At 32.7% G+C, this 21,760-nt stretch carries 14 protein-coding genes and 1 pseudogene; 8 read left to right on the top strand and 7 right to left on the bottom strand.

The window, feature by feature from the left end; all coding sequences use genetic code 11:
* Positions 1–680: 680 nt before the first annotated feature.
* Positions 681–992: a transposase family protein gene (locus Z054_RS32785; protein WP_024772770.1), complete on the top strand. Its 312-nt coding sequence runs from the start codon at positions 681–683 to the stop codon at positions 990–992.
* A 32-nt stretch (positions 993–1,024) separates the two neighbouring features.
* On the opposite strand, the gene Z054_RS30600 is transcribed toward Z054_RS32785, so the two are convergent.
* The 3 genes from Z054_RS30600 to Z054_RS0125120 form a co-directional block, all read right to left on the bottom strand.
* Positions 1,025–3,217, bottom strand: a complete 2,193-nt coding sequence (locus tag Z054_RS30600; RefSeq protein WP_024772769.1) for a tetratricopeptide repeat-containing hybrid sensor histidine kinase/response regulator — start codon at positions 3,215–3,217, stop codon at positions 1,025–1,027.
* 920 nt (positions 3,218–4,137) lie between these two features.
* A complete protein-coding gene (locus Z054_RS31420; RefSeq protein WP_152538674.1) occupies positions 4,138–4,410 on the bottom strand; it encodes a hypothetical protein in 273 nt (90 codons plus the stop codon).
* A gap of 260 nt (positions 4,411–4,670) precedes the next feature.
* A complete protein-coding gene (locus Z054_RS0125120; RefSeq protein ID WP_024772767.1) occupies positions 4,671–4,871 on the bottom strand; it encodes a hypothetical protein in 201 nt (66 codons plus the stop codon).
* 469 nt (positions 4,872–5,340) lie between these two features.
* Here Z054_RS0125120 and Z054_RS0125115 point away from each other — a divergent pair, with 469 nt between their 5' ends.
* The 7 genes from Z054_RS0125115 to Z054_RS29230 all read left to right on the top strand — a co-directional run bounded on the left by Z054_RS0125115 (position 5,341) and on the right by Z054_RS29230 (position 17,754).
* On the top strand, positions 5,341–10,965 hold the full coding sequence (locus Z054_RS0125115; protein ID WP_024772766.1) for a T9SS C-terminal target domain-containing protein: 5,625 nt from the start codon (positions 5,341–5,343) through the stop codon (positions 10,963–10,965).
* 3 nt (positions 10,966–10,968) lie between these two features.
* Positions 10,969–11,895, top strand: coding sequence for a PorP/SprF family type IX secretion system membrane protein (locus Z054_RS0125110; protein WP_024772765.1), 927 nt, complete (start codon positions 10,969–10,971; stop codon positions 11,893–11,895).
* A 725-nt stretch (positions 11,896–12,620) separates the two neighbouring features.
* Positions 12,621–14,315 carry a cadherin repeat domain-containing protein gene (locus tag Z054_RS30595; protein ID WP_024772764.1) on the top strand — a complete coding sequence of 565 codons (1,695 nt, stop codon included), beginning with the start codon at positions 12,621–12,623 and terminating at the stop codon, positions 14,313–14,315.
* Between the two features lie 284 nt (positions 14,316–14,599).
* Positions 14,600–14,818, top strand: a complete 219-nt coding sequence (locus tag Z054_RS32355; protein WP_024772763.1) for a hypothetical protein — start codon at positions 14,600–14,602, stop codon at positions 14,816–14,818.
* Positions 14,819–14,837: 19 nt separating this feature from the next.
* Positions 14,838–15,071 (top strand): HNH endonuclease, encoded by a 234-nt coding sequence (locus tag Z054_RS32780; protein WP_084050590.1) that lies wholly within the window; start codon positions 14,838–14,840, stop codon positions 15,069–15,071.
* Positions 15,072–16,475: 1,404 nt separating this feature from the next.
* On the top strand, positions 16,476–16,721 hold the full coding sequence (locus tag Z054_RS32525; protein ID WP_241461455.1) for a hypothetical protein: 246 nt from the start codon (positions 16,476–16,478) through the stop codon (positions 16,719–16,721).
* Positions 16,681–17,754, top strand: a complete 1,074-nt coding sequence (locus tag Z054_RS29230; RefSeq protein ID WP_241461454.1) for a reverse transcriptase domain-containing protein — start codon at positions 16,681–16,683, stop codon at positions 17,752–17,754. The genes Z054_RS32525 and Z054_RS29230 overlap by 41 nt, the downstream gene beginning before the upstream one ends.
* Positions 17,755–17,825: 71 nt before the next feature.
* Here the strand turns inward: Z054_RS29230 and Z054_RS30590 are convergent, their stop codons facing one another.
* The 4 genes and pseudogenes from Z054_RS30590 to Z054_RS29215 form a co-directional block, all read right to left on the bottom strand.
* Entirely contained in the window at positions 17,826–19,070 is a 1,245-nt protein-coding gene (locus tag Z054_RS30590; protein ID WP_161635340.1) for a DKNYY domain-containing protein, read from the bottom strand.
* A 614-nt stretch (positions 19,071–19,684) separates the two neighbouring features.
* Complete coding sequence (locus tag Z054_RS30585; protein WP_024772761.1) at positions 19,685–19,876, bottom strand: hypothetical protein; 192 nt, start codon at positions 19,874–19,876, stop codon at positions 19,685–19,687.
* Positions 19,877–20,174: 298 nt separating this feature from the next.
* Positions 20,175–20,594: a transposase gene (locus Z054_RS30580; protein WP_024772760.1), complete on the bottom strand. Its 420-nt coding sequence runs from the start codon at positions 20,592–20,594 to the stop codon at positions 20,175–20,177.
* A gap of 450 nt (positions 20,595–21,044) precedes the next feature.
* A pseudogene (locus Z054_RS29215) lies at positions 21,045–21,455 on the bottom strand (IS1595 family transposase); the annotation flags it as partial.
* Positions 21,456–21,760: the final 305 nt, after the last annotated feature.

The following is a 21,760-nucleotide window of genomic DNA, read 5'->3' as shown; positions in this document are numbered from 1 at the left end:
TACGCGGTTTTACCGTAACCGCCAAAAGGGGAATTCTCTATATATTTGTAGAATAAATATCACAAATCTCTGCTAGGTTTATTAGCATGAACACATCTGTTCGACTGACTTTTGACACGAGTAAAAAGTGTGGTTGTTGTTTACTTTATAACCGTATTTTTTCTTGTTTTTAATACCCTAAAACAGCATTAACCTGTCCATAACAGTTTAGGCAAAAGAAAGACATATTATTATAAAGAGAGAGCATCCAGATTATCTCTAATTAATCATCAGGATTAATTTAGAGGGGGCTTAAAGAGGTAATTATTTCAGGAAACTCTCTCTTTTCTAATTAGTAACTCTTTTAACTACAGATATAAACCATACACAACGAATATTTTGACAAAAAATTACCCAATGCTATTTTTTTAAGATCATGTACTATCAACTAAACACATTACATTTTTATCTGTAAAACGTTAAACTTATGCCAACCTCACCTTTTCCTCTCTTTTCTATTTTTCAGAAAATCAACCAATTCAACCTATTATGATCGTTTTATTGAATTTTTATAATTTATCAAGGTCAACATAATCTGGATTAGAGAGGGCAAGATGACTCGGTTTAGGTGATGAACATCAGGTTCTTCCCCACTTTTGGTGGTTATCGTATTTTTTTCGTTTTGTTGGTAAAGCCAATTAATGAAAGTGAAAAATATTATTCTTTCAGATGAAGATACTTTTAAAGTAGTTTCTGTGATAAGAGAATATGACTACGTTCATATTTATTTAGAGAGTAAGCAAAAAGATTGCTTTTGTCCAAAATGCCAGACAGTTTCTACAAAATTACACAGTTATTATAATCGTACATTTAAGGATCTCCCTATGTTTGGTAATATGTCCACTATTTTTTTAAGATCAAGGAAGTTTTATTGTCTCAATAATACTTGTCAAGTGAAGGTTTTTGCCGCTTTCCTTAAACTTATTCTACTTCAATCCCTTAAAACTCTTTAGTCCTATCGAAAAGGGTGACATACGGATTACAATCAATTAATATACTTATGGAGTACAATATAGAACTGTTCTAGTTGAAATGGTTTAGAAATAACATCATTCATACCTGAAGAGAAAATTTTTCCCTCATTTTCATTAAGATCAACTGCAGTCAAAGCTATTATCGGTGTTGTTTTATCTATATCTCGTATTTTTTTTGCAGCTTCATAGCCATTCATTTTTGGCATATGAATATCCATTAAAATAACATCAAAACTTTCTTTTTGTACTAGATTAAGTGCATCAAAACCATTGTCCACAACCACTACATTAGCATTATTTTTTTCTAAAATACGCTTAGTGATCATTTGATTTATACTGTTGTCATCAACAACTAAAATGTTTTTATTTTTTAAACTACCATTATTAGAAAGTTGTACTTGTTTCTCTTCACTTTTCTTTTCATATTCAAAATCTAATGAAAAGAAAAAATTAGCACCTTTATTAGGGTTACTTTCTACAAATATTTCACTATTCATCGCTTGTAATAAACGCTTTACAATAGCAAGCCCCAAACCAGTTCCTTCATAGTTTCGATTAAGTTGTTTAGATTCTTGATAAAAATCATCAAAAATCTGATTCTGGATCTCTTTAGAAATGCCAATACCATCATCCTTAATACTTACTTTAATAGTTACAATGTTTTGACCATTGGACTCATTATGGATATTACAGATGTTTAACCAAATATTGCCGTTCTCGGTGAACTTCAAAGCATTACCCAATAAGTTCATTATGATTTGGGTAAACTTTATCGAATCTCCTTTCAATCTCTTTGGTATTGTATTGTCGATCTGTATATGTATGATGTTATTGTTTTCTTTCCTTATGTGGGATAAGGAGTTTACCAGATTCTCAATAACATTTTCAATATTGAACTCAATACTATTTACTTCAATTTTGCTAGCATCATATTTATTGATTTGGAGTATATTATTTATCAATGCAAACAAGTGCTCTCCAGATGATTTTAACGCATTAAGATAGTGTATCTGTTCTTTTTTAGGTGCTTCACTAATTAAAACATCTGTTATGCCAATAACTGCATAGAGCGGTGTTCTGAGCTCATGGCTTATTGTAGAAAAGAAATTATTTTTCAACCTTGCAGCATACTCTGTTTTTGATTTAGCATTAATCAGCTCTCTGTTTTTAAATTTCAAATGACTGTTTAACTTTAAACGAATTTTATTAGTGCGATATAAAAGTATCACAATGCCAATGATAATCAGAAACAAAATAAGAAGAGTGAGTGTGAAATATTTTATTTTTTTAAGTGATTTTTTCTGACTTTCATTGAGCTGCTGAGTCAAATTTAAACTACTTTCTTTTTCGAATAAATCCCTTTGCAATTTGTTTTTTTCTTTAAATAAAATCTGTTGGTTTTTAAAACTATTTTCTAAATAAGTGATTTGATTAGCCATTGCTTTTTTTGTGTTTTCAGGCTTTTTAAGATGATTATATATGGTTACTCTGTTTTTTTCTATTTCAATCAATTCACCATAATAATTAAGCTTTAACGAGATATCTTCTGCGTTACTAAGGTATTTTAGAGCTTTCGGATAATCTTTTCTTCTAATATAAATATTCGCCAACTGTATGTACGAATTAATCAGTATAGTAGGTTGTTGCTCAGTATTAGGTTGGAATAAATTGATAGTCTCAAGCAAATAAAAAAGGGCTCCATTATAATCCCCTAAAGTATATTTAATTTTACCTATATTATAGGTAGGCCATAGTATTTTGTAATTGTCCTCAAGCTCTAGTGCTAAATCTCTAGATTGTAAAAATATTTTCTCAGCCTTATCATAACTCTTTTTTTCATAAAATAGTTCTGCAATATTATTATAATGATAGATCAGATAAGATTTATAATTGGCTTTTAATAGAGCTTCTTTTGATAATAAATAAAACTTCTCGGCATTTTCATAGTCACCAATTTCATAAAAAATACTACCAATGCAATTATATGCTTCACCAACAATAGAATCATAACTATTTTTTTTTCCATACTCTAATGCAAAATTAAGTTGCGCATAAGCCTTATTGTATTCTCCATGGGTAGAAGTTATAAAGGATTCTGAAATAAGCTTTTTAATACTGTCTTTGCTTATGTTATAGGATTGGGCATGACATAACACAACATAATTGATATAAAAAAAGACGAATACCACTTTTTTTAAAGTCATATCTTATCATTTACAGGTGCATTAATATACAAAAAAAAATTATAACATGGTATACATTTAGGTATCTACTAGTACTAATCTAGATTGTTATATTCATAAAACTATTGCAAAATTGATTTAAAGAAGAAGTTTGAAAATGAATAAGGTGATAATTTTGTTTCTATTTACAATTTACTATACATTGTTTAATTACCTTCTTTATCTAAAGATGTTAAACAGAATGAACTACTGCCTAATTAAAAGGATTAATTCTAATTTAGTTAAAAGGTTAATTTAATTCCATGTATCCATTATAGTAAAAAGATTTCTAATTGTAATTGCTTTTAGATTGACAAAGTATAAAAAATTGGATATTTGTTTTATGCAATAAAATAAACAGTTTGAAGATGAATATTACATACAAAAACTGGTCGGGTTTGGATAATAACCAGTAGTAATTGTAGGTAGATGATTATACATTGTTTTGATTTTACAATCAATTTAAAATGAAGCTCAATACTTTATTTATATTATTACTATTTTCTGTTTAACTAGAATGAAGGGTAGGCCAAGTAGTTTTAGTTTTTTAGAATTGTTTTCATAATGTTTTGTGAGCTTCATAAAATGCTTAATTCTTTGTTTTTAAGCTTTGAATTAGCAGTTTAATATTAAGTCCTTTCTTTTTTCAGAAAGGACTTTTTTTATTCTCTAAGAATACAGTAACGAGTGGGTTTTAAAAAAGGAGTTTTGTTAGTTAGGTTTTTAGATCAGGCTTTTTTAAAGGTATGTCTAGGATAAGACAGACGGTATTTTTCAAGAAACTTAGGATTATTGTGTCTCGATTAGCTCTTATAAAAGGTTTGAATTGTATTTCTGCTCGATATATAATACTTTGTTTGGTTTCTATTCTTTTCCAATTATCCATAGTATTTATGGCTTTACTAAGAACGGAACTCATACGAGCTTTTATATAAAAATATTTTACCCCTCTTACTAGCTATATGGACTACACTATATAAGTAAGAACCACTATCTACTCTAAAAGCATGGATTTTTATGTTATGAATATCTAATAAATCAAACATTCTGGTTATTGTTTGATTTTGTAAAGTTCTTGGATTACTATTACCATTTCTGTTTTCGATATAAACAATGTGATTGCTTATCAGAGCTACTCCCGGGCAATATCCATATGCTTTTTTAAGTATTAGCACTGTCTGCTTTATAATTAACAATTATAGTACTATCATAATTAAGGGTTAATTCTCTATCAGAAAACACTTGTAATGAGCTTAGCATATTTAAATTTGAGGCATTGATCTTTTCATTGATTCCAAATTCGTGTATGCTCTTACCCCGAGGACATTTTAATATATCTTAGGGAAGAGATAATTCTTTAAATCGATTCAAAACTTAATCAGGACTAGGAACATTTATAAAATGATTACTTTTAGATGATGATGGAAATTAGCACCTAAGCCTTTAATACAATCGCCACCGCAGAAACAAATAGACCAAAAACTATATAAAATATCTCTCCAAGAGTATTTACATTGAGCAGGTAATACCGGTAAAAAACTTTGTAATAAAGGCCTATATTTTGTTTTTCAAATTCTTCTAAAACAAAATTTAAACCACCAAATGGGCTTATGTACGAAGGTTTAATTATTTTCATATCAGTGTTTTGTACAACACCAATTTAGGTAAAAACACATAAAACCGCAAACCTTTGTAAATAAATAGTTTGCGGTTATTTTTTAACCTAGACATACGGATTTAAGGAAACTATTAGCACCATATTTATTAGCTTCTTTTCGCCAACGACTTAACCACCGACGTAGGAATATCTAATTCTCTAGATACTTGTGGAATACTATCTCTGGCATAACTTAATTCTACAGCTTTTTTCTTAAACTCTGTAGTGCATTTTTTTTTTTACGTTTTGATATAATTCAAAGATAAATTATGTAGCTAGAATTCTCTCAGCTTAATGTCCAGTCAAATGTAGTAAATGCACATCTCTTTTTTTTTGTAAAAAAAACCACCCTGAAAACAGGGGGTATTTATATGTGGTAAAACCCTATTTATAGTGAATTTTAGAACTAAGAAAAAATATAGTTTTATCATAAACAATTTTTTCAAAAATGAGAAATATTAAATGTAATATCATAGGTAGAAATAGAACTATATCAATTGTTTTAATCTGTTTTTTAAGTTTAATAAAGGGTATAGCTCAAGATTGTATTTCAAGAATAAACACTTCGGAACTAGATGGAGCTAACGGCTTTTTAATTAATGGTGTTGATTCAGCAGATATGTCAGGATGGTCTGTTAAAAATGCGGGAGATATTAATAATGACACTATAGACGATCTAATTATAGGAGCATATTGGGCAGATCCAAATGGTAACGATAAGTTTGGAGAAGTCTATGTTTTATTTGGAACAGCTATGGGAATGCCTGCTTCTTTTGATCTTTCATCGTTGAATGGAATTAATGGATTTAAAATTGATGGTATTGATTCCTGGACAGGAAGAGAAGTAAGCAGTGCAGGAGATATCAATAATGATGGTATAGATGATATCATGCTTAATGCAATATATACAAATTCTCATCAGGTGGATGTAGGGTCTGTATATGTAATATATGGAACATCAACAGGTTTCCCTTCAACTTTTGATCTTAATCTATTAGATGGTAGTAACGGCTTTGTTATTAATGGAGTAGACCCTGGAGATTTAACTGGAATTTCATTAAGCAATGCAGGAGATATTAATGATGATGCCATTGATGATATTATTATAGGCGCACAAGGTGCCTCTCCCAATACTACAAATAAAGCAGGAAGAAGTTATGTTATTTTCGGGAAATCATTAGCATTTGGATCTGTTTTTGAACTTTCTGATTTAAACGGAACGAATGGATTTGTAATAAATGGTGTCAATATTGATGATGAATCTGGTTCTAAAGTAGCTAATGCAGGAGATATTAATGGAGATGGGATACATGATATTATGATAAGTGCAACTGGAGCAGATCAAAATGGAGCTAACTCAGGTCAAGTTTATGTGATATTCGGTTCTAATATTCCGTTTTCTTCATCAATTGAACTTTCTGGTTTGAATGGAACAAATGGGTTTGTTATAAATGGAGAAGGAACGGGGGATTTTTTAGGAGGAGGTATAGGTAGTATAGGTGATATTAACAACGATGGAATAAAGGATATTGCTATCTCTGCACGTCAATCTTTTCCAGGTAAAGTATATGTTATTTTTGGTTCAACTACTCCTTTTTCTTCTACATTTGAATTGAACACTCTTAATGGTACGAATGGTTTTGTTATTGAAGGTTTGTCTGTATTATCAATTAATGATGCAGGGGATTTCAATAATGATGGCATAAATGATTTCATTATGGGAGTGCCTTATTGGGTGTCATCGCAGCGAGGAGGTTATATAGTTTATGGAAATCCGGGACCTTGGCAAAATCGAATAGGAATCAATGATATTAATCATTTGCGGATTTTTGAAGATGGAATACAGGAGAATCTTGGATATGATGTAGGGGGTATTGGTGATTTTAATAAAGATGGAATTAGTGATATTATTATAGGGGCTCCGGCAGTATTTGAGAGAGATGAAATTAATGGGTTAACTGGTACCAGTTATGTTGTTTTTGGAGGAGATTACTGCGCAACGCCTTTAAATACGGGGTACCCACAAGCTATAAACGAGACAGTTTCAGGATTTACTTTAGTTGTTAATGGACCAGAAACAGGAACCATACATTATGCAATTTTACCAGGGACTTTTTCAGGAACTATTGATCATGATGCTATTCTAAATGGAACAGGAGCTGTAGTAAATGGTAATTTTTTAATGAATACCGCAAATACCGATATCCAAGAGATAATTTCTTCTTTAACAGCTGGTACTACTTATGATGTGTATTTGTTTTTAGAAGATGGAGCTGGAAATCAAGGAGAAATCTACCATATCAATGATGTTACTACTTTGTCAGGTACTGATACTCCTCCTCCAACAATTACTTGCCCTTCTAATCAAGCTATAGCATGTAACTCTACTGTGATTCCTGATTTTATATCATTGGTAACTGCATCAGATATAGTAGATCCCAATCCTGTAATTACCCAAAATCCAGTTCCAGGATCCGCATTTACAGATGGGATGACAGTCACAATGACAGCTACCGATGCAAGCTCAAATAGTGCTAGTTGTACATTTGTTGTAACCAGAGGAGTAGATGATGAGAAACCAGTACTTGCTTGTTTAACTTCAGAATCATTATTTGTTAATTCAACACTGCCTAATTTTTATTTAAAGCTTGGTGTTTCAGATAACTGCACATCACTATTTGATCTTACGTATACGCAAACTCCTGCACAAGGAACAGTATTTACAGCAGACACCAATGTAACGGTAACTGTTACAGATGGTAACGGAAATACCGAAAGTTGTTCATTTTTAGTAACTGTTCGACCTGCTATAACCCCGTTAGATTGCACAACTACTTCAATAAGTATAAATGATTTGGATGGTAATATTGGTTTTCAGATAGATGGAAATAGGATAAAAGGAGAAACAGGTTATGATGTTAGAGAAGCAGGAGACGTTAATGGAGATGGAATTGAAGACTTTTTAGTAGGTTCACCTGGTAAGGCGTATAATTTTAACTCTTCTTATGGAAGAGAAATAGGTAATTTTCCTGGAGATGTTTTTGTGATTTTTGGGAAAGGAAATAATTTTCTTCCGAATTTAGATACTACATTGCTGGATGGCACCAATGGATTTAAAATAAGTAATGATATTTCTGGAGGTAATTTTCAATTTTCAGGTTATCAAGTTAGTACTGCAGGAGATATTAATAATGATGGAATTGATGATTTGATGTTTAGTGATCCATTTCGCAACGATGGATTAGGAGCAGAATTAGGAACTACATATGTGGTCTTTGGGAAAACAAGTGGCTTCTCTCCTGTTTTTAATGTCTCGAGTATTGATGGTACAAATGGTTTTGTTTTTATGGGAGCAGATCCGTATGATCAGTCTGCACTTTCTTTTGATTCGGCAGAAGATATTAATAATGATGGAATTAATGACATCATAATAGGAGCCAGATCAGCAAGGTTTACTGATACTTCTGGTAAATGTTATATCGTTTATGGGAGTTCAACTGCATTTCCTGCATTATTAAGAGGTAGGGATTTAAACGGTAGTAATGGATTTATAATAAAAGGTGATGCCGATGGAGAAGGAATAGGTAATGGTGTAGTTGGTTTGGGAGATGTTAATGGAGATGGAATTGATGATGTAGGGTTTGAAGGAGGAAATACAAATAAAACCTATGTTCTTTTTGGAAAAACAGGTGGCTTTTCAAGTATTGTACCAACCGCAACTATAGATGGAACTACAGGATTTTATGTTGATGTTTCTTCTTTTTCGTCTAGTTCTTTTTATAAAACTATAACAGGAGTTGGTGATGTTAATGATGACGGGGTAAACGACATATTGTTTGGAAACAAAAGACTCTTTTTTGGGAAGAATACTAGTTTTTCTGCAGCAGAAGATATAACAAACTTAAATGGTACAAATGGAGTTGATTTTACAGGAAACAACTATAGAGTTTCTAGTGCAGGGGGGGATTTTAATAATGATGGAATAGATGATTTAATCGTAGGGCAATTTGGTTCCATAGCTATTGTTTACGGAAAGAATACTCCTTGGAATGCAACACTAAATCCCTTTTCTTTACCATCATCAGAAGTTTTTATTGTAAGCAGATCTAATTCTGGTGATTATCCTGTTTCAGATTTAGGAGATATCAATGGCGATGGTATTACAGATGTAATTATAGGGGAGAAAGAAAGATTGTATTATGATAGCGGTTCTAGTTTGGATCCAGGTCATGCTTATATAATTTATGGATTTTCTATTCCAAATACTCAAACTCCACAGATTACAACTTGCCCAAGTGATCAAACTTTAAGTTCAGGATCTCCGTTACCTGATTATACAGGTGCTGTTAGTGCTATCGATGATTGTGACACCAATCTAGAGATTACACAAGACCCTATTGCAGGAACCCTATTTACAGCAGATACAACAGTTACCATGACGGTAACCGATAATAGCGGAAAAGAAACTCAGTGTAGTTTTGAAGTAAGAACTCCTACTCTTGCTCCTATAGTGAACCTTTCAGTTTCGTCAAATACAGGTACAGAAGCAGCAGGGACGATAATAACGGTCACAGCTACTTCTTCGATAGCTGTTGTAGGTGATCAAACTATTGATATCGGTATCGCCGGAATCGGAATTACACCTTCAGATTTTACCTTAAGTAATACTAGCATTACTATTCCTGATGGGATGATCACGGGTACAGTGACTTTTACTATTGTTGATGATGCTCTTGTAGAAAGTACAGAAACAGCAATAGTAACGATTAGTAATCCATCTACAGGCATTACCCTGGGAACCACTACAACGCAAGATGTTGTTATTACAGATAATGATTCAGCACCTATCCCTACGGTAAATCTTTCAGTTTCATCAAATACAGGTACAGAAGCAGCAGGTACAGTAATAACGGTAACGGCTACTTCTTCGGGAGCTGTAGTAGGTGCTCAAACTATTGATCTTGCTACCACAGGAGTAGGAATTACTGCTTCAGATTTTACCTTAAGTAATACGACTATTACTATTCCTGATGGGATGACCACAGGTACAGTAACTTTTACTATTGTTGATGATGCTCTTGTAGAAGGTACAGAGACGGCTACACTAACAATTAGCAATCCATCTACAGGTATTACCCTAGGAACGACTACAGCGCAAAATATTGATATTACAGATAATGATTCAGCACCTATCCCTACGGTAAATCTTTCAGTTTCATCAAATACAGGTACAGAAGCAGCAGGTACAGTAATAACGGTAACGGCTACTTCTTCGGGAGCTGTAGTAGGTGCTCAAACTATTGATCTTGCTACCACAGGAGTAGGAATTACTGCTTCAGATTTTACCTTAAGTAATACGACTATTACTATTCCTGATGGGATGACCACAGGTACAGTAACTTTTACTATTGTTGATGATGCTCTTGTAGAAAGTACAGAAACGGCAATAGTAACGATTAGTAACCCATCTGCAGGTATTACACTGGGAACCACTACAACGCAAGATGTTGTTATAGAAGATAATGACGATCTTATAATATGTACTATAGAAGCAGGAGAGGACGAAGAGATTACACAAGGGCAGGAGGTACGGTTAAACGCGATTGCTTCTGGTAGTGGAACATTTGTTTGGACACCCTCAACAGGTCTTACTAATACAGATATTGCTAACCCAATAGCAAACCCAAATCAAACAACAACCTATACTGTTGTTTTTACTAGTGATCAAGGATGTATCGAAGAAGATATAGTCACAGTTTATGTAGAAGCACAAGAAGAGGATCAAACCCGATATGGTTTTTCACCAGATGGTGATGGAATCAATGAATATTGGGAGATTCATAACATTGAAAATTATCCAAATAATAAAGTATCGATCTATAATCGATGGGGAGATATAGTTTTTGAAGTTGAAGGATATAATAATACTTCAAGAGTTTTTAGAGGAATTGCCAATCGAAAGAGAAGTTTGGGAGGAGATAAATTACCCGAGGGGACATACTTCTTCAATATCAAAATAGAAGGTTCTCATAATTTAAAAAAGCAAACTGGTTTCCTTGTTTTGAAGCGTTAATTTATGAAAAAAGTATATATATTATTGATAGTTGCAATACTATCTAAAGGATTTTTATGCTCAATATTTGGGCAACAAACCCCGGTCTTTGCAAATTATAATTACAATACCGTAGTTATTAATCCAGCCCATGCCGGTTTCTATCCCGATTCTGATATTACTCTCACCAATAGAGGATATTTAAATCGGTTAGATGGTAGTCCGAGAAATATTGGATTAACAGTCAACTCGCCATTACGTTCAAAAAATATGGGATTAGGAGCAGGAGTTTATAGTGACCAGGTAGGAGTAACTACAACAACAAGCTTGTTTGGAGCATATGCCTATAAAATAGTTTTTGACCATAATTATAACCAGGCAAGATGGTGGTCGTATAATCCCAACGTATTATCTTTTGGGATTACGGGAGGTGCAATGATTTATAACGAAAATTTACTAGAATTAGGTATTGATAATGATCCTAATTTTGCAAATAATATTAATACTGTTATCCCTACTTTGGGGGTAGGAATTTTGTATAATAGAGAGCATATTTATATAGGTGCTTCTGCTCCAAACCTACTAGGAGATTCTTTGTCTTCTGAGGATAATATTAATTTAAAGACTCCATATTATGCATATGCAGGGTATCGTTTTTTTGCTTCACGTTTTAAAGAAGTATTAATAACTCCCAGTGTTTTGGTTAAATATGTTTCTGGAGCTCCAATTCAGGTAGATGTTAATACTACAGTGAACTACAAAAATAAAATTGAAATTGGTGCTGGATACAGAACGAGTTCTTCGATGAATTTTCTTGCAGGGTTTTATATTTCTAATCACTTACGAGTATTGTATAATTATAATCAAACCCTAAGAGATACTCCCATTAATAATACACATGGGATTATACTTAGTTACCATTTAGGTGATGGATTTGGTAATAAAGGATAATAATCTCAGGCTAAGATTCAATAGCGAATTGTTGTAGGTAAGTAAATAACTATTAAATATCCGCTTAATGTCCGTTAGTTGTAATGCTAGCAATGACAAGCCTATCAAATATTATAGGTATGAATATACTAATAGAACTTGAAGGATATTAATTTAATTGTCTAAAAGGTACGTGCCTATTTGTATTGATTTGTAAACAGGAATATCAGTAGAATTCTTATAAGCTGAAGGTTATATTTGTGCTTTTATAGACTCATAATCCGAAGATTACAGGTTAGAGTCCAGTTCCTGAATAAGTTTAAGTGTTTTTTTCCTACGGACCCCAACCCCTCAGAGTTCAAACTTTTTGATACAAGATTTGAAAAAAAGAGAAGAGTTTTTAAAGTAGCATAACAATGTGTGATTTTTTGAAAAATGAAAAGTTATAAAGATTTTATTGTTTCAAAAAGCAGTGTTTTTATCAAATTTTACTTTAACATAAATTAACAATTTTTCAATTTGTAAATATATTTGGCATGCTATTATAATGATTTAAATGAGTTCATCCAAAAAACAGATAGTGATCAATTGTATCTATATGATTTATATTGTAATATTAGTGGAGTATGATGAAAAAAACCCTGAAAATGGGGTAATGTGTTTAATTTTGATATAATACATTTGAACTCAAATTGTAATACTATTGGAGATTTATACAATCTCGTGAAAACAAAAAAAATAAATTCATGAAAAATTTAAAATTATCTGTTATACTACTTATAACTCTTATTGTTGTTGCGTGTTCTAGTGATGATGATTCCCAAACCTCGACAATTACTATTACCGTAAAAGATTTTGAAACTACTATAAACGAACACCCTGTTTCGGAACAAGAATTAGGGACTATAGAAGTAACTACTAATCAAGGAGAATTAGTCTATTCTTTTAAAACAGAGGAACCTGTTAATGCATTTGCAATTGATAATACCGGAAAACTTACAGTTAAAGATGCATCACTTTTTGATTATGAAATTAGAAAAACTCTTGAAGCTATTATATTGGTAAAAAATGGAGAACTAAGTAAAGAAGTTAACGTAGCTGTAAATCTAAATGATATTAATGACGCAATCATAACGGTAAAAGATTTTGAAACTACTATAGACGAACACCCTGTTTCAGGACAGGAATTAGGGACTATAAAAGCAACTACTGATCAAGGAAAATTGATGTATTCTTTTAAAACAGAAGAACCTGTTAATGCATTTACTATTAATAATACAGGAAAACTTACAGTTAAAGATGCGTCACTTTTTGATTATGAAACTAGAAAAACTCTTGAAGCTATTATATTGGTAAAAAATGGAGAACTAAGTAAAGAAGTTAACGTAGCTGTAAATCTAAATGATATTAATGACGCAATCATAACGGTAAAAGATTTTGAAACTACTATAGACGAACACCCTGTTTCAGGACAGGAATTGGGGACTATAAAAGCGACTACTGATCAAGGAAAATTGATGTATTCTTTTAAAACAGAAGAACCTGTTAATGCATTTACTATTAATAATACAGGAAAACTTACGGTTAAAGACGCATCACTTTTTGATTATGAAACTAGAAAAACACTTAGAGCGACATTATTAATAGTAGCAACAAATGAACAAGAAACGAATAATAATGAAGAAGTACCAAGTAAAGAAGTTACCGTGATAGTAAACCTTAATGATATTACAGATGATGGTATTATCATTCCTGATCCAAACTTTAGAAAGGCGTTATTTGAACATACTTCCCCAGTAATAGATACGAATAGAGATGGAAGAATCTCAATAGCCGAAGCACAGGTTGTTAAAAAAATAAATGTAGAGCGTAAAGACATCTCCGATCTTTCAGGAATCGAATATTTCACTGGTTTGACCGAATTGAATTGTTTTGGCAATAACCTTAAGACATTAGATATACGAAAAAATACTGCTTTGACTGTGCTTTATTGTAGTAGGAATAGACTATCAGCAATAGATGTAAGTAAGAACACTAATTTAACTGTGCTATATTGTAACGAAAATCTATTGTCAACAATAGACGTAAGCAAAAATGTAGCTTTGACCAAACTGGTTTGTCAAGAGAACCAACTCACAGCATTAGATCTAAGCAAAAATACTGCTTTGATCGACTTATTTTCTTCATTTAATCGACTTACTACATTAGATCTAAGGTATAATACCGCTTTGACCAGAATAGATTTAAGGAACAATAAATTATTAACTTCTTTAAACATTAAAAACGGAAACAATGTTGCATTAACATATGTAGATCTGAGATGGAATTATTCTTCGAATTCTTATCTTTCTTGTGTACAAGTGGATGACCCAACAGCTGCATATCTAACGAATTGGAAAAAGGATACTAGAGCTTTCTATTCTATAGATTGCAGATTTTGATACCAGTCCTGATTTAAATTTACTCATTATTAAAAGAGATGGTTTTTAATTTACCTAGATTGAAAGGTACTGCTTTTTTTATTAGTGAAACTCTATTTTGAAAAAATGTGTAAGAATACATTTAAAATAAGTAACAGACTTTTAATCTAATACCTCGAAGCTTACTTTGCAACTTAAAAAATTTCACCGAAAGCGTTGTGAGCTTGTTCCGAGGATTGAACTCATTTAAAGTTTTTTGAAAAAAATGGGTTGTAGAAATTTATCAAACATAAAACCGGAACCCTATGTACCAAGTACTAAACAAACACAAAGTGGGATTTATGGAAAATAATGTATTTAAAGAAACTCCAACAGGTACTCCGCAAGGAGGAACAATATCTCCACTATTAGCCAATATTGCTTTACATGGAATGGAAAAAGTATTGGGTATTGAAAGGAAGAATGGTAGGCTCAAAAGGAAAATATCTGGAAATAGGGCAATTATAAGGTATACTGATAATTAGCCATCTTAAAGGATATTGGATGTTAACTAGAATATGGAGAAGTCAAAGAGGTATTTGTCCGATGTGTAAAGGGAAAACCACGAAGGTAATTAAGTGGAATCCCCATTACATTAAACCTAAACATTTAGGAGGGCAATACACCTTTAGCAATCTGGTAGTGTTACACCCTGACTGTCGCAGACAAGTCTATAGCCTGAATATTAACATAACTAAGTTGTGCTATAAAAGTAATGATAGAATCAAAGAAGTTTGAGCTGTATGCGGCGAAAGTCGCACGTACGGTTCTTAGAGGAGGGGCGTCTATGTCTCTCGGTTACCCGACTATCATTAGTCTGAGGAAAGAATTAACAAAAAAAGATGAAAAAAACTAGATCTACGATGTCGATAAGCAAGATGGTAAACATGTTTGCCGCGATTTATCTGATAATATTCTATGGTCCAAAGCTTAGAATCGGACTCATCATTATGAACAATAATACTTGTATCGATTAGTATATTTCCATCAATAGTCTCACACTTTTTTAACCATTTCTAAACAGTAATAACTACTTTATCATAAGTCTCTATATTTTTAAAACTCCGTTAGCAAAATTGATTTGATTCATGCAAAAATGATTACTATTTGCTAACGAATCTTGTGTGGTGGCACAATAAAAAACACTTTAAAGAATTTTTCTTTTTGATCAATTGAATATCACAATAGGCCTGGATTGTTAATTGCAATTTTATTGATGTTTTTTTTCGTCAATCGACCTATCTGTATTCAAACCTATTTTGATTGGCGTCATAAGATTCTAAGTACTTTGAGCAATCCACGCTGATGGTTTTGAAGGTATTTAGAGAGTGATGATATTTTTCTTTCTAGAGTCAGGGAAAGAAAATAGGGAATTTCCTAGACTTTCCAGTCAAGGCAACCAAACGGGGTGCCAGCAATGAGAAAATTGCTGTAGTGGTCAATTGTGATAGGAAACATAATAAGGAACTTCGGGTAACAAGGGGAAAGGTCAGTAAGAAAAATCTTGATCAGGTCTTCGAGGGGGAACTTGATAAAGCAGAAATGCTTTACATCGATACCTACCCAAATAATTTGAGGATTAAGACAGGTTTTTAGGCAGTCTGACGTTCTGTATAAACAGTCGTTTTAATACTGTTTGTATTTTGTGTGTGCCCAGCATGGGCATCTTTTATTTATCGAAGATAAATAATTCATCTAGAGGGTGCAAGTCTCTTATGGGCAGGAGTAACGTCTTGAACCATTAGTAAGTCGTAAGGTTGTTGACTGTGAGGTTAGGACTGAAGAAAGCGAGACTACAAAACTCGGTACTGAGGTACACGAACCACATATTGAGGCTATAAGATCGGATAAGTAGGCACATCACTGCAAAGTCCAAAAAGCTGTTTTTTTTTCAGTAGATATCGAACTAGTAGATGCGGCAGGGATCGAGGGAAAGAAGATGCGGAGGTCTCTATAACCACGAGTTGGTAAAGTAGAGAAGTCAGCAGAAGTCATAGTACTTATAGGAGGCGAGTTGTGAATAGACATCACATAGGTCTCACAGGTAAGGAAGGACAGAACATTAAATCATGTCGAAATTCGATTAGGAGGTTTTACTAGCCTAATCTTAAGCAGCCAGGAGTACACAAATTATTTAAACCTATGATTGAATCGGTATTAGAAGCGACTAACCTTTATAAAGCAGAACGTCAAGTTTTGCGTAATAAGGGTGCTAGTGGAGTAGATGGAGTTAGGTGTTGGGATCTCCCCGATTTTATACGGAAATACCGAACCAAGCTGCTAAGCTCTATTTTGGATAACAGCTATACTCCCGATGCGATCTTAGGAGTCAGTATTCCCAAAGAGAATGGTAAACCCAGACTTGGGTATTCCAACGGTAGTAGATAGATGGTTACAACAAGCGGTAAGCCAGCAATTGATGACCAAGTTCGAATATGGATTTGAGCCTTCTAGTTATGGTTTTCGTCCCAAGAAGAACCTACATAAAGCAGTAATACAAACACAGAGGTACATCAATGATGGATTTCAGGATATTGTAGATATTGACTTAGAAGGATTTTTTGATAAGGTAGACCATAGTATTCTACTACAATTAATTTACAACAAGGTGAAATGTCCGATTACTCTACGATTGATTCGTAAATGGCTACGAGCTCCCATTGTTATAGATGGTAGGTTTTATAAACGCCGAAGAGGAATCCCTCAAGGAAGCCCACTAAGTCCATTATTATCTAATGTTATGTTAGATGTTTTGGATAAGGAACTGGAAAGACAAGGACTTCGTTATGTTCGCTATGCAGATGATTTTAGTATCTATACAAAATCGAAAAGCAAAGCTAAAGAAGTTGGAAACAAGATTTATGTTTTTCTAAGAGAAAGACTTAAATTACCAATAAACAAGGCAAAAAGCGGTATACGCAGACCTGTGAATTTCGAGTTACTAGGGCATGGATTTGTGCCGATCTACAAGAAAGGCATAAAAGGACAGTACCAGTTGGTTGTTAGTAAAAGTAGTTGGAATAAATTTAAGCGTAATCTTAAAGGTTTGACCAAGAAAACCAAACCGATGTCCTTGATAGAACGATTGGATAGAATTACCCAAGTATGCAGAGGGTGGCTAAACAATTATCGGTTGACCAATAACTACACTAAACTTAAAAAGCTAGATGAGTGGCTACGTAATCGGTTACGATATTGTATTTGGCATGATTGGAAAAAGCCAGAACGAAAACGTAAGAATCTGATTCGATTAGGGATTAAACATGGACAAGCCTATGCTTGGAGTCGAACCAGAATGGGAGGCTGGGCAGTAGCTCAAAGTCCTATACTAGGTACTACCATTACCATATCCAGACTTAGAAGAAAAGGATACGTTCCTATGATAGACTACTTAAATAAAGAGCAAACTTCGATTTGGTGAACCGCCGTATACGAGACCCGTATGTACGGTGGTGTGAGAGGCGCAGTGGCGGTTATTTAACCGTCACCCGTTTACTCGATTATGACCTTCATTGTTTCACCTTTCCAATTTCGGTTATATTTATACTTTCCACTTCTATCTTCTAGTATAAACGTCCCCATAAATGGATTTTGTTCTGACTCATATTCTAAAATTTTAAAGGTTTTTACATCGAGAGGAATTTGGTTCTGGTAATGGAAAATATTCCTGTCATCGTAAATAAACCCATTCTTGTTTAAAATAAAGTGGTTTGCATTAAGAGATATAATTTTGTCAAGGTAGAATACATGATCTTTATCCTTTCCAAACCCAAAATTTAATTCTTCAAAGCTTTCTCGATCTGCTTGCGCTATTTTAATTAGTTCCACTCCACTTATTGACTTGCCATAGTATACAGCATATTTATCTTTCCAATAGGTGGTTTCGAATTTATATTTATATGGCTCAAAACTTTTACTGTCTATTCCTTTGATAATTTGATATTCCCAATTTCTCTCTAGAAAGCTGTTTATGCTAGGTAAGGGGAAAGCCCATTTTTGTACAAATACATGGTTTTTATCAGCAAATATGGATAAACCAGCTTCTCTGAAGGTAAGAGGGTCAGCTTTAGGGATTTCTATAAAGGAATTGACCTTTTTTTTAAAGAAAACACGGTTTTCATAAGTATAAAAGTCCCCAAACAAGAAAAAAGGATCATTTTTTGTTGCTTTTTTTATTTTTATTGACTTTTCTGCTTTTTCCGCATATACCAGGTATTTTTTAAAATAATTCTTAAAATTTTTGTAAAAAAAGTTCCGTTTGTTTAATGCTTTTTGTGGACTAAGAAACTGCTGATCTTGACTAAAAGAATAAAACTTATTCATTATCTGCTCAACCACATCTTTTGAAAAATCATTTGGAGATTGTGCTATAACCTGGTTTTGTTTCAAAGAGTAAGCTTTGAATAGTTCAGAAAAAGTAGATGCTACTATAGCATAGTTTGAAGAATTACATTTTTTAAACAAACTTATTATTTCAAGAACTTCTGGAAATAATAAAATATCGGTATCTGAAAAATGGTTAAGTAAGAGTCCTATAAAACAGTATTTAGATTTTTTATCATAGTTAAAAATAAATACCGAATCTGCTTCATTTGTATAGGAACGATATAGCAATTCACTGAAATAATAGCCCAATTTTTTGCCAAACCTAGCCTTTTCAAATTTTTGATTCAATAATTTTTTTAAATCTGTTTCATCAATTTCTACATCAATAAAAATCCCTGTGGGTTCTGACATACTTAAACTTCTTTTATTCCTCATAACGTCAGTTTGTCTAAAAGCTTCGTTATTTTGGTTTTATTGGTTAAATATAAGTTGATTTGCGAGATTTTAAATAGAAACTACTCTTAATTTATTCAAAAATATAGGTGCTTTAAAATAACTTATTTTCCTTATAGTTACACTTATTATGGTCAATACATAAGAGGTGATTTTTTTGAAATACTCTTTTAATTCATTTTTGTCTATAATATTAAAAACCCTTCTAAGATTGTATGCTATAAACATTAACCCAATATCTGCATTAGCTCTTTGCTTGTATTTTTTGGTTATGATATAATTAAATTCCCACTAGCGTTTTATGGTTCCATGAGGGGGTCTACAATAGCTTGTCGTTTTCGATAAATACTCTTTATTTTGGTTGGTATAACTTTGATATTCACTTCTCTGAATACCTTTTCCGTCTTTAACAATGGTACATTAATCTTTTACTGGGCATTGCTTGCAATCTTTAGTGGTATACCTTTTAAACCAATAATAGGTTTTTGCTTTATGTCATTTACCTGTTGTGGTTAGTTTACTGTCTCGTGGACCACTATGATAATCGTTTTGCGAATTATATCTGAACTGATCTAAATTGTATGCCGGATTGGTGCTTGTGCAGCTACTGTTGGAATAGCTACCATTACATCTACCCCTAAATTATCAGCTGTTTTAAACTCACTTCCTGTTAGATACCCTTTATCATAAAAGAGTTGTAAAATCAGTACTTTGTAAAATAGTTTTAGAACGCTGTAACATGTTTTCCATGGCTTTACTGTCATTGGTTACTTTATAATCAATGGGTAAGTTGTGTTTATCATCTACAGTTGTTTGAATATTATATGCCACCTCTGTAATATTATTTCAGGTAATCATTTACCTACTATTTGGATCAGAGGTGGAGATTTGAGTTTCCTTACTTTCTCGGAGTTGTTTTTCCAGTAGCTTATAATCTGGCTTACGTTTAGTATGTTTTTCGATTTCTTGTTTGATTTGTTTTTTATCAGTAGCATCACAAGAAGATAGTTCTGGATTAAAATTTTTGTTGTTACTGTTTTAAGCATGTAGTTTGGTGCTGTCTCAGGCAATGAGTTTTCCTTCTGTTAAATCGAAATGTTTCGCTATTAATATCGTTGCTCTGGATACTTTTTTGATGATCTTGGGATTGTCTCTACGAAAATTAGAAATGGTAATGTGGTGAAGTTGTAACGTTTTTAGCACCCATATTACTTCTATATTTCGCTTACAGGTTTTTTCTGCATCTCGTGATGAACGTATCTTATTGAGATAGTCATAAATGTATAGTTTTAAAATATCACTAGGGTGATATGTAGTTCTGTCATTTTCATTAAAATCAGTTTTAAAACCAAATTCTGACAACTCTAAACTATCTACAAAAAGTTCAATAAGTCGAACTTCATTATCAGAGTCGATTGAAGATTCTAAGGAAATTGGAAAAAGATGGGTTTGGCTACGATCAGTTCCTTGAATAAATTTCATATCTTCAAATTACAAAAAAATAAAACAGAAAAGAATAGCAGGTTTTTAGACAGCTTGACGCCCTGCGTATGAAACCTAGCGTATGAAAAGATGCTAGTTTTCGGATTAACACAGAGCCGAATTTTTATGTTTTGTTTTTAATTTATCATTCTTAAAACCCAAATTAAGATGTAATTGTTGTATTTAGTTATAGTGATTCCCAAAGAATTAGATCAACCCCATTGGTCGCATAAGTTTAGGAATTGGTATAAAAGGAACTATCCTTTGATTTTGTAGATAAACAACAATAGGGAGTTAGTGTTAAGTTCCTTGCATATTATCGTAAACATTACAAAAAGGATTACTATTTGCTTAGATCTGTTCCGTGAGTAGATCCTATTGTAACGTTTGTAATCCTTTGTGAGTTGGGAGATTTACGAAGGTTTAAGAACTTCAAACAGTTTATTAGAGCTAAGTTCTAAAAAGGATATGTTCTACAGCTATATTTTTGAATTCTGTCCATGCAGTATTTGATGTAAATGCTATGCCTGCTGTTGCCATTCTATTGGTTGAATTCTTGATTTTCTCAAGGACTAAGAACCAATTCAAATAATTCTGAAGATATTTAGTAGCTACTCCATTAACTGAATCCATAAATTTTCTCAATCTCATATCCATATTATTAATATTCTGAACGTGATATATCTTATCTACACTTCGCTGTCCTTTGGAGGCATTGAATTTTTTATGGGTAAGACTACTACTCTTTGCAAATGCGATATAACTTCTATGGCTATCACTACACAAAACCTTTACTTTGCCTAGTTTTCCTTTTAAAGCTTTATCCAAATCTTTTTTACTAATACGACCTGACCTTTGGTAGCTACTTTGAAATCTTTGTTTCCTGACCTATAGCAAGTAGCAATTACAGCAACCTTCTCATTACTTATTCCTGCTTTACTAGCTTTTTCACCTCGTTTCCTAGCAGGACGCTCTAAATTATGGCTGCCTTTCTCTGAATAAGGAAAGAAAAGGTCGTCACTCTCTGTAATACCTTCAAACCCTTCTACAGAAACACTCCGAAAGGAAGTCAGTAATTTATGACGCCAATCAAAGGATGTTTGAATGGAGATACCTACCTGCTTAGCACTCTTGCGTATACTATAACCTGAAAGTAAACAATATAG

Source organism: Aquimarina macrocephali JAMB N27 (genome assembly GCF_000520995.1).
Lineage (GTDB): Bacteria > Bacteroidota > Bacteroidia > Flavobacteriales > Flavobacteriaceae > Aquimarina > Aquimarina macrocephali.
The sequence above is the reverse complement of the archived record's forward strand: the minus strand, read 5'-3'. Positions and strand labels throughout refer to the sequence as shown.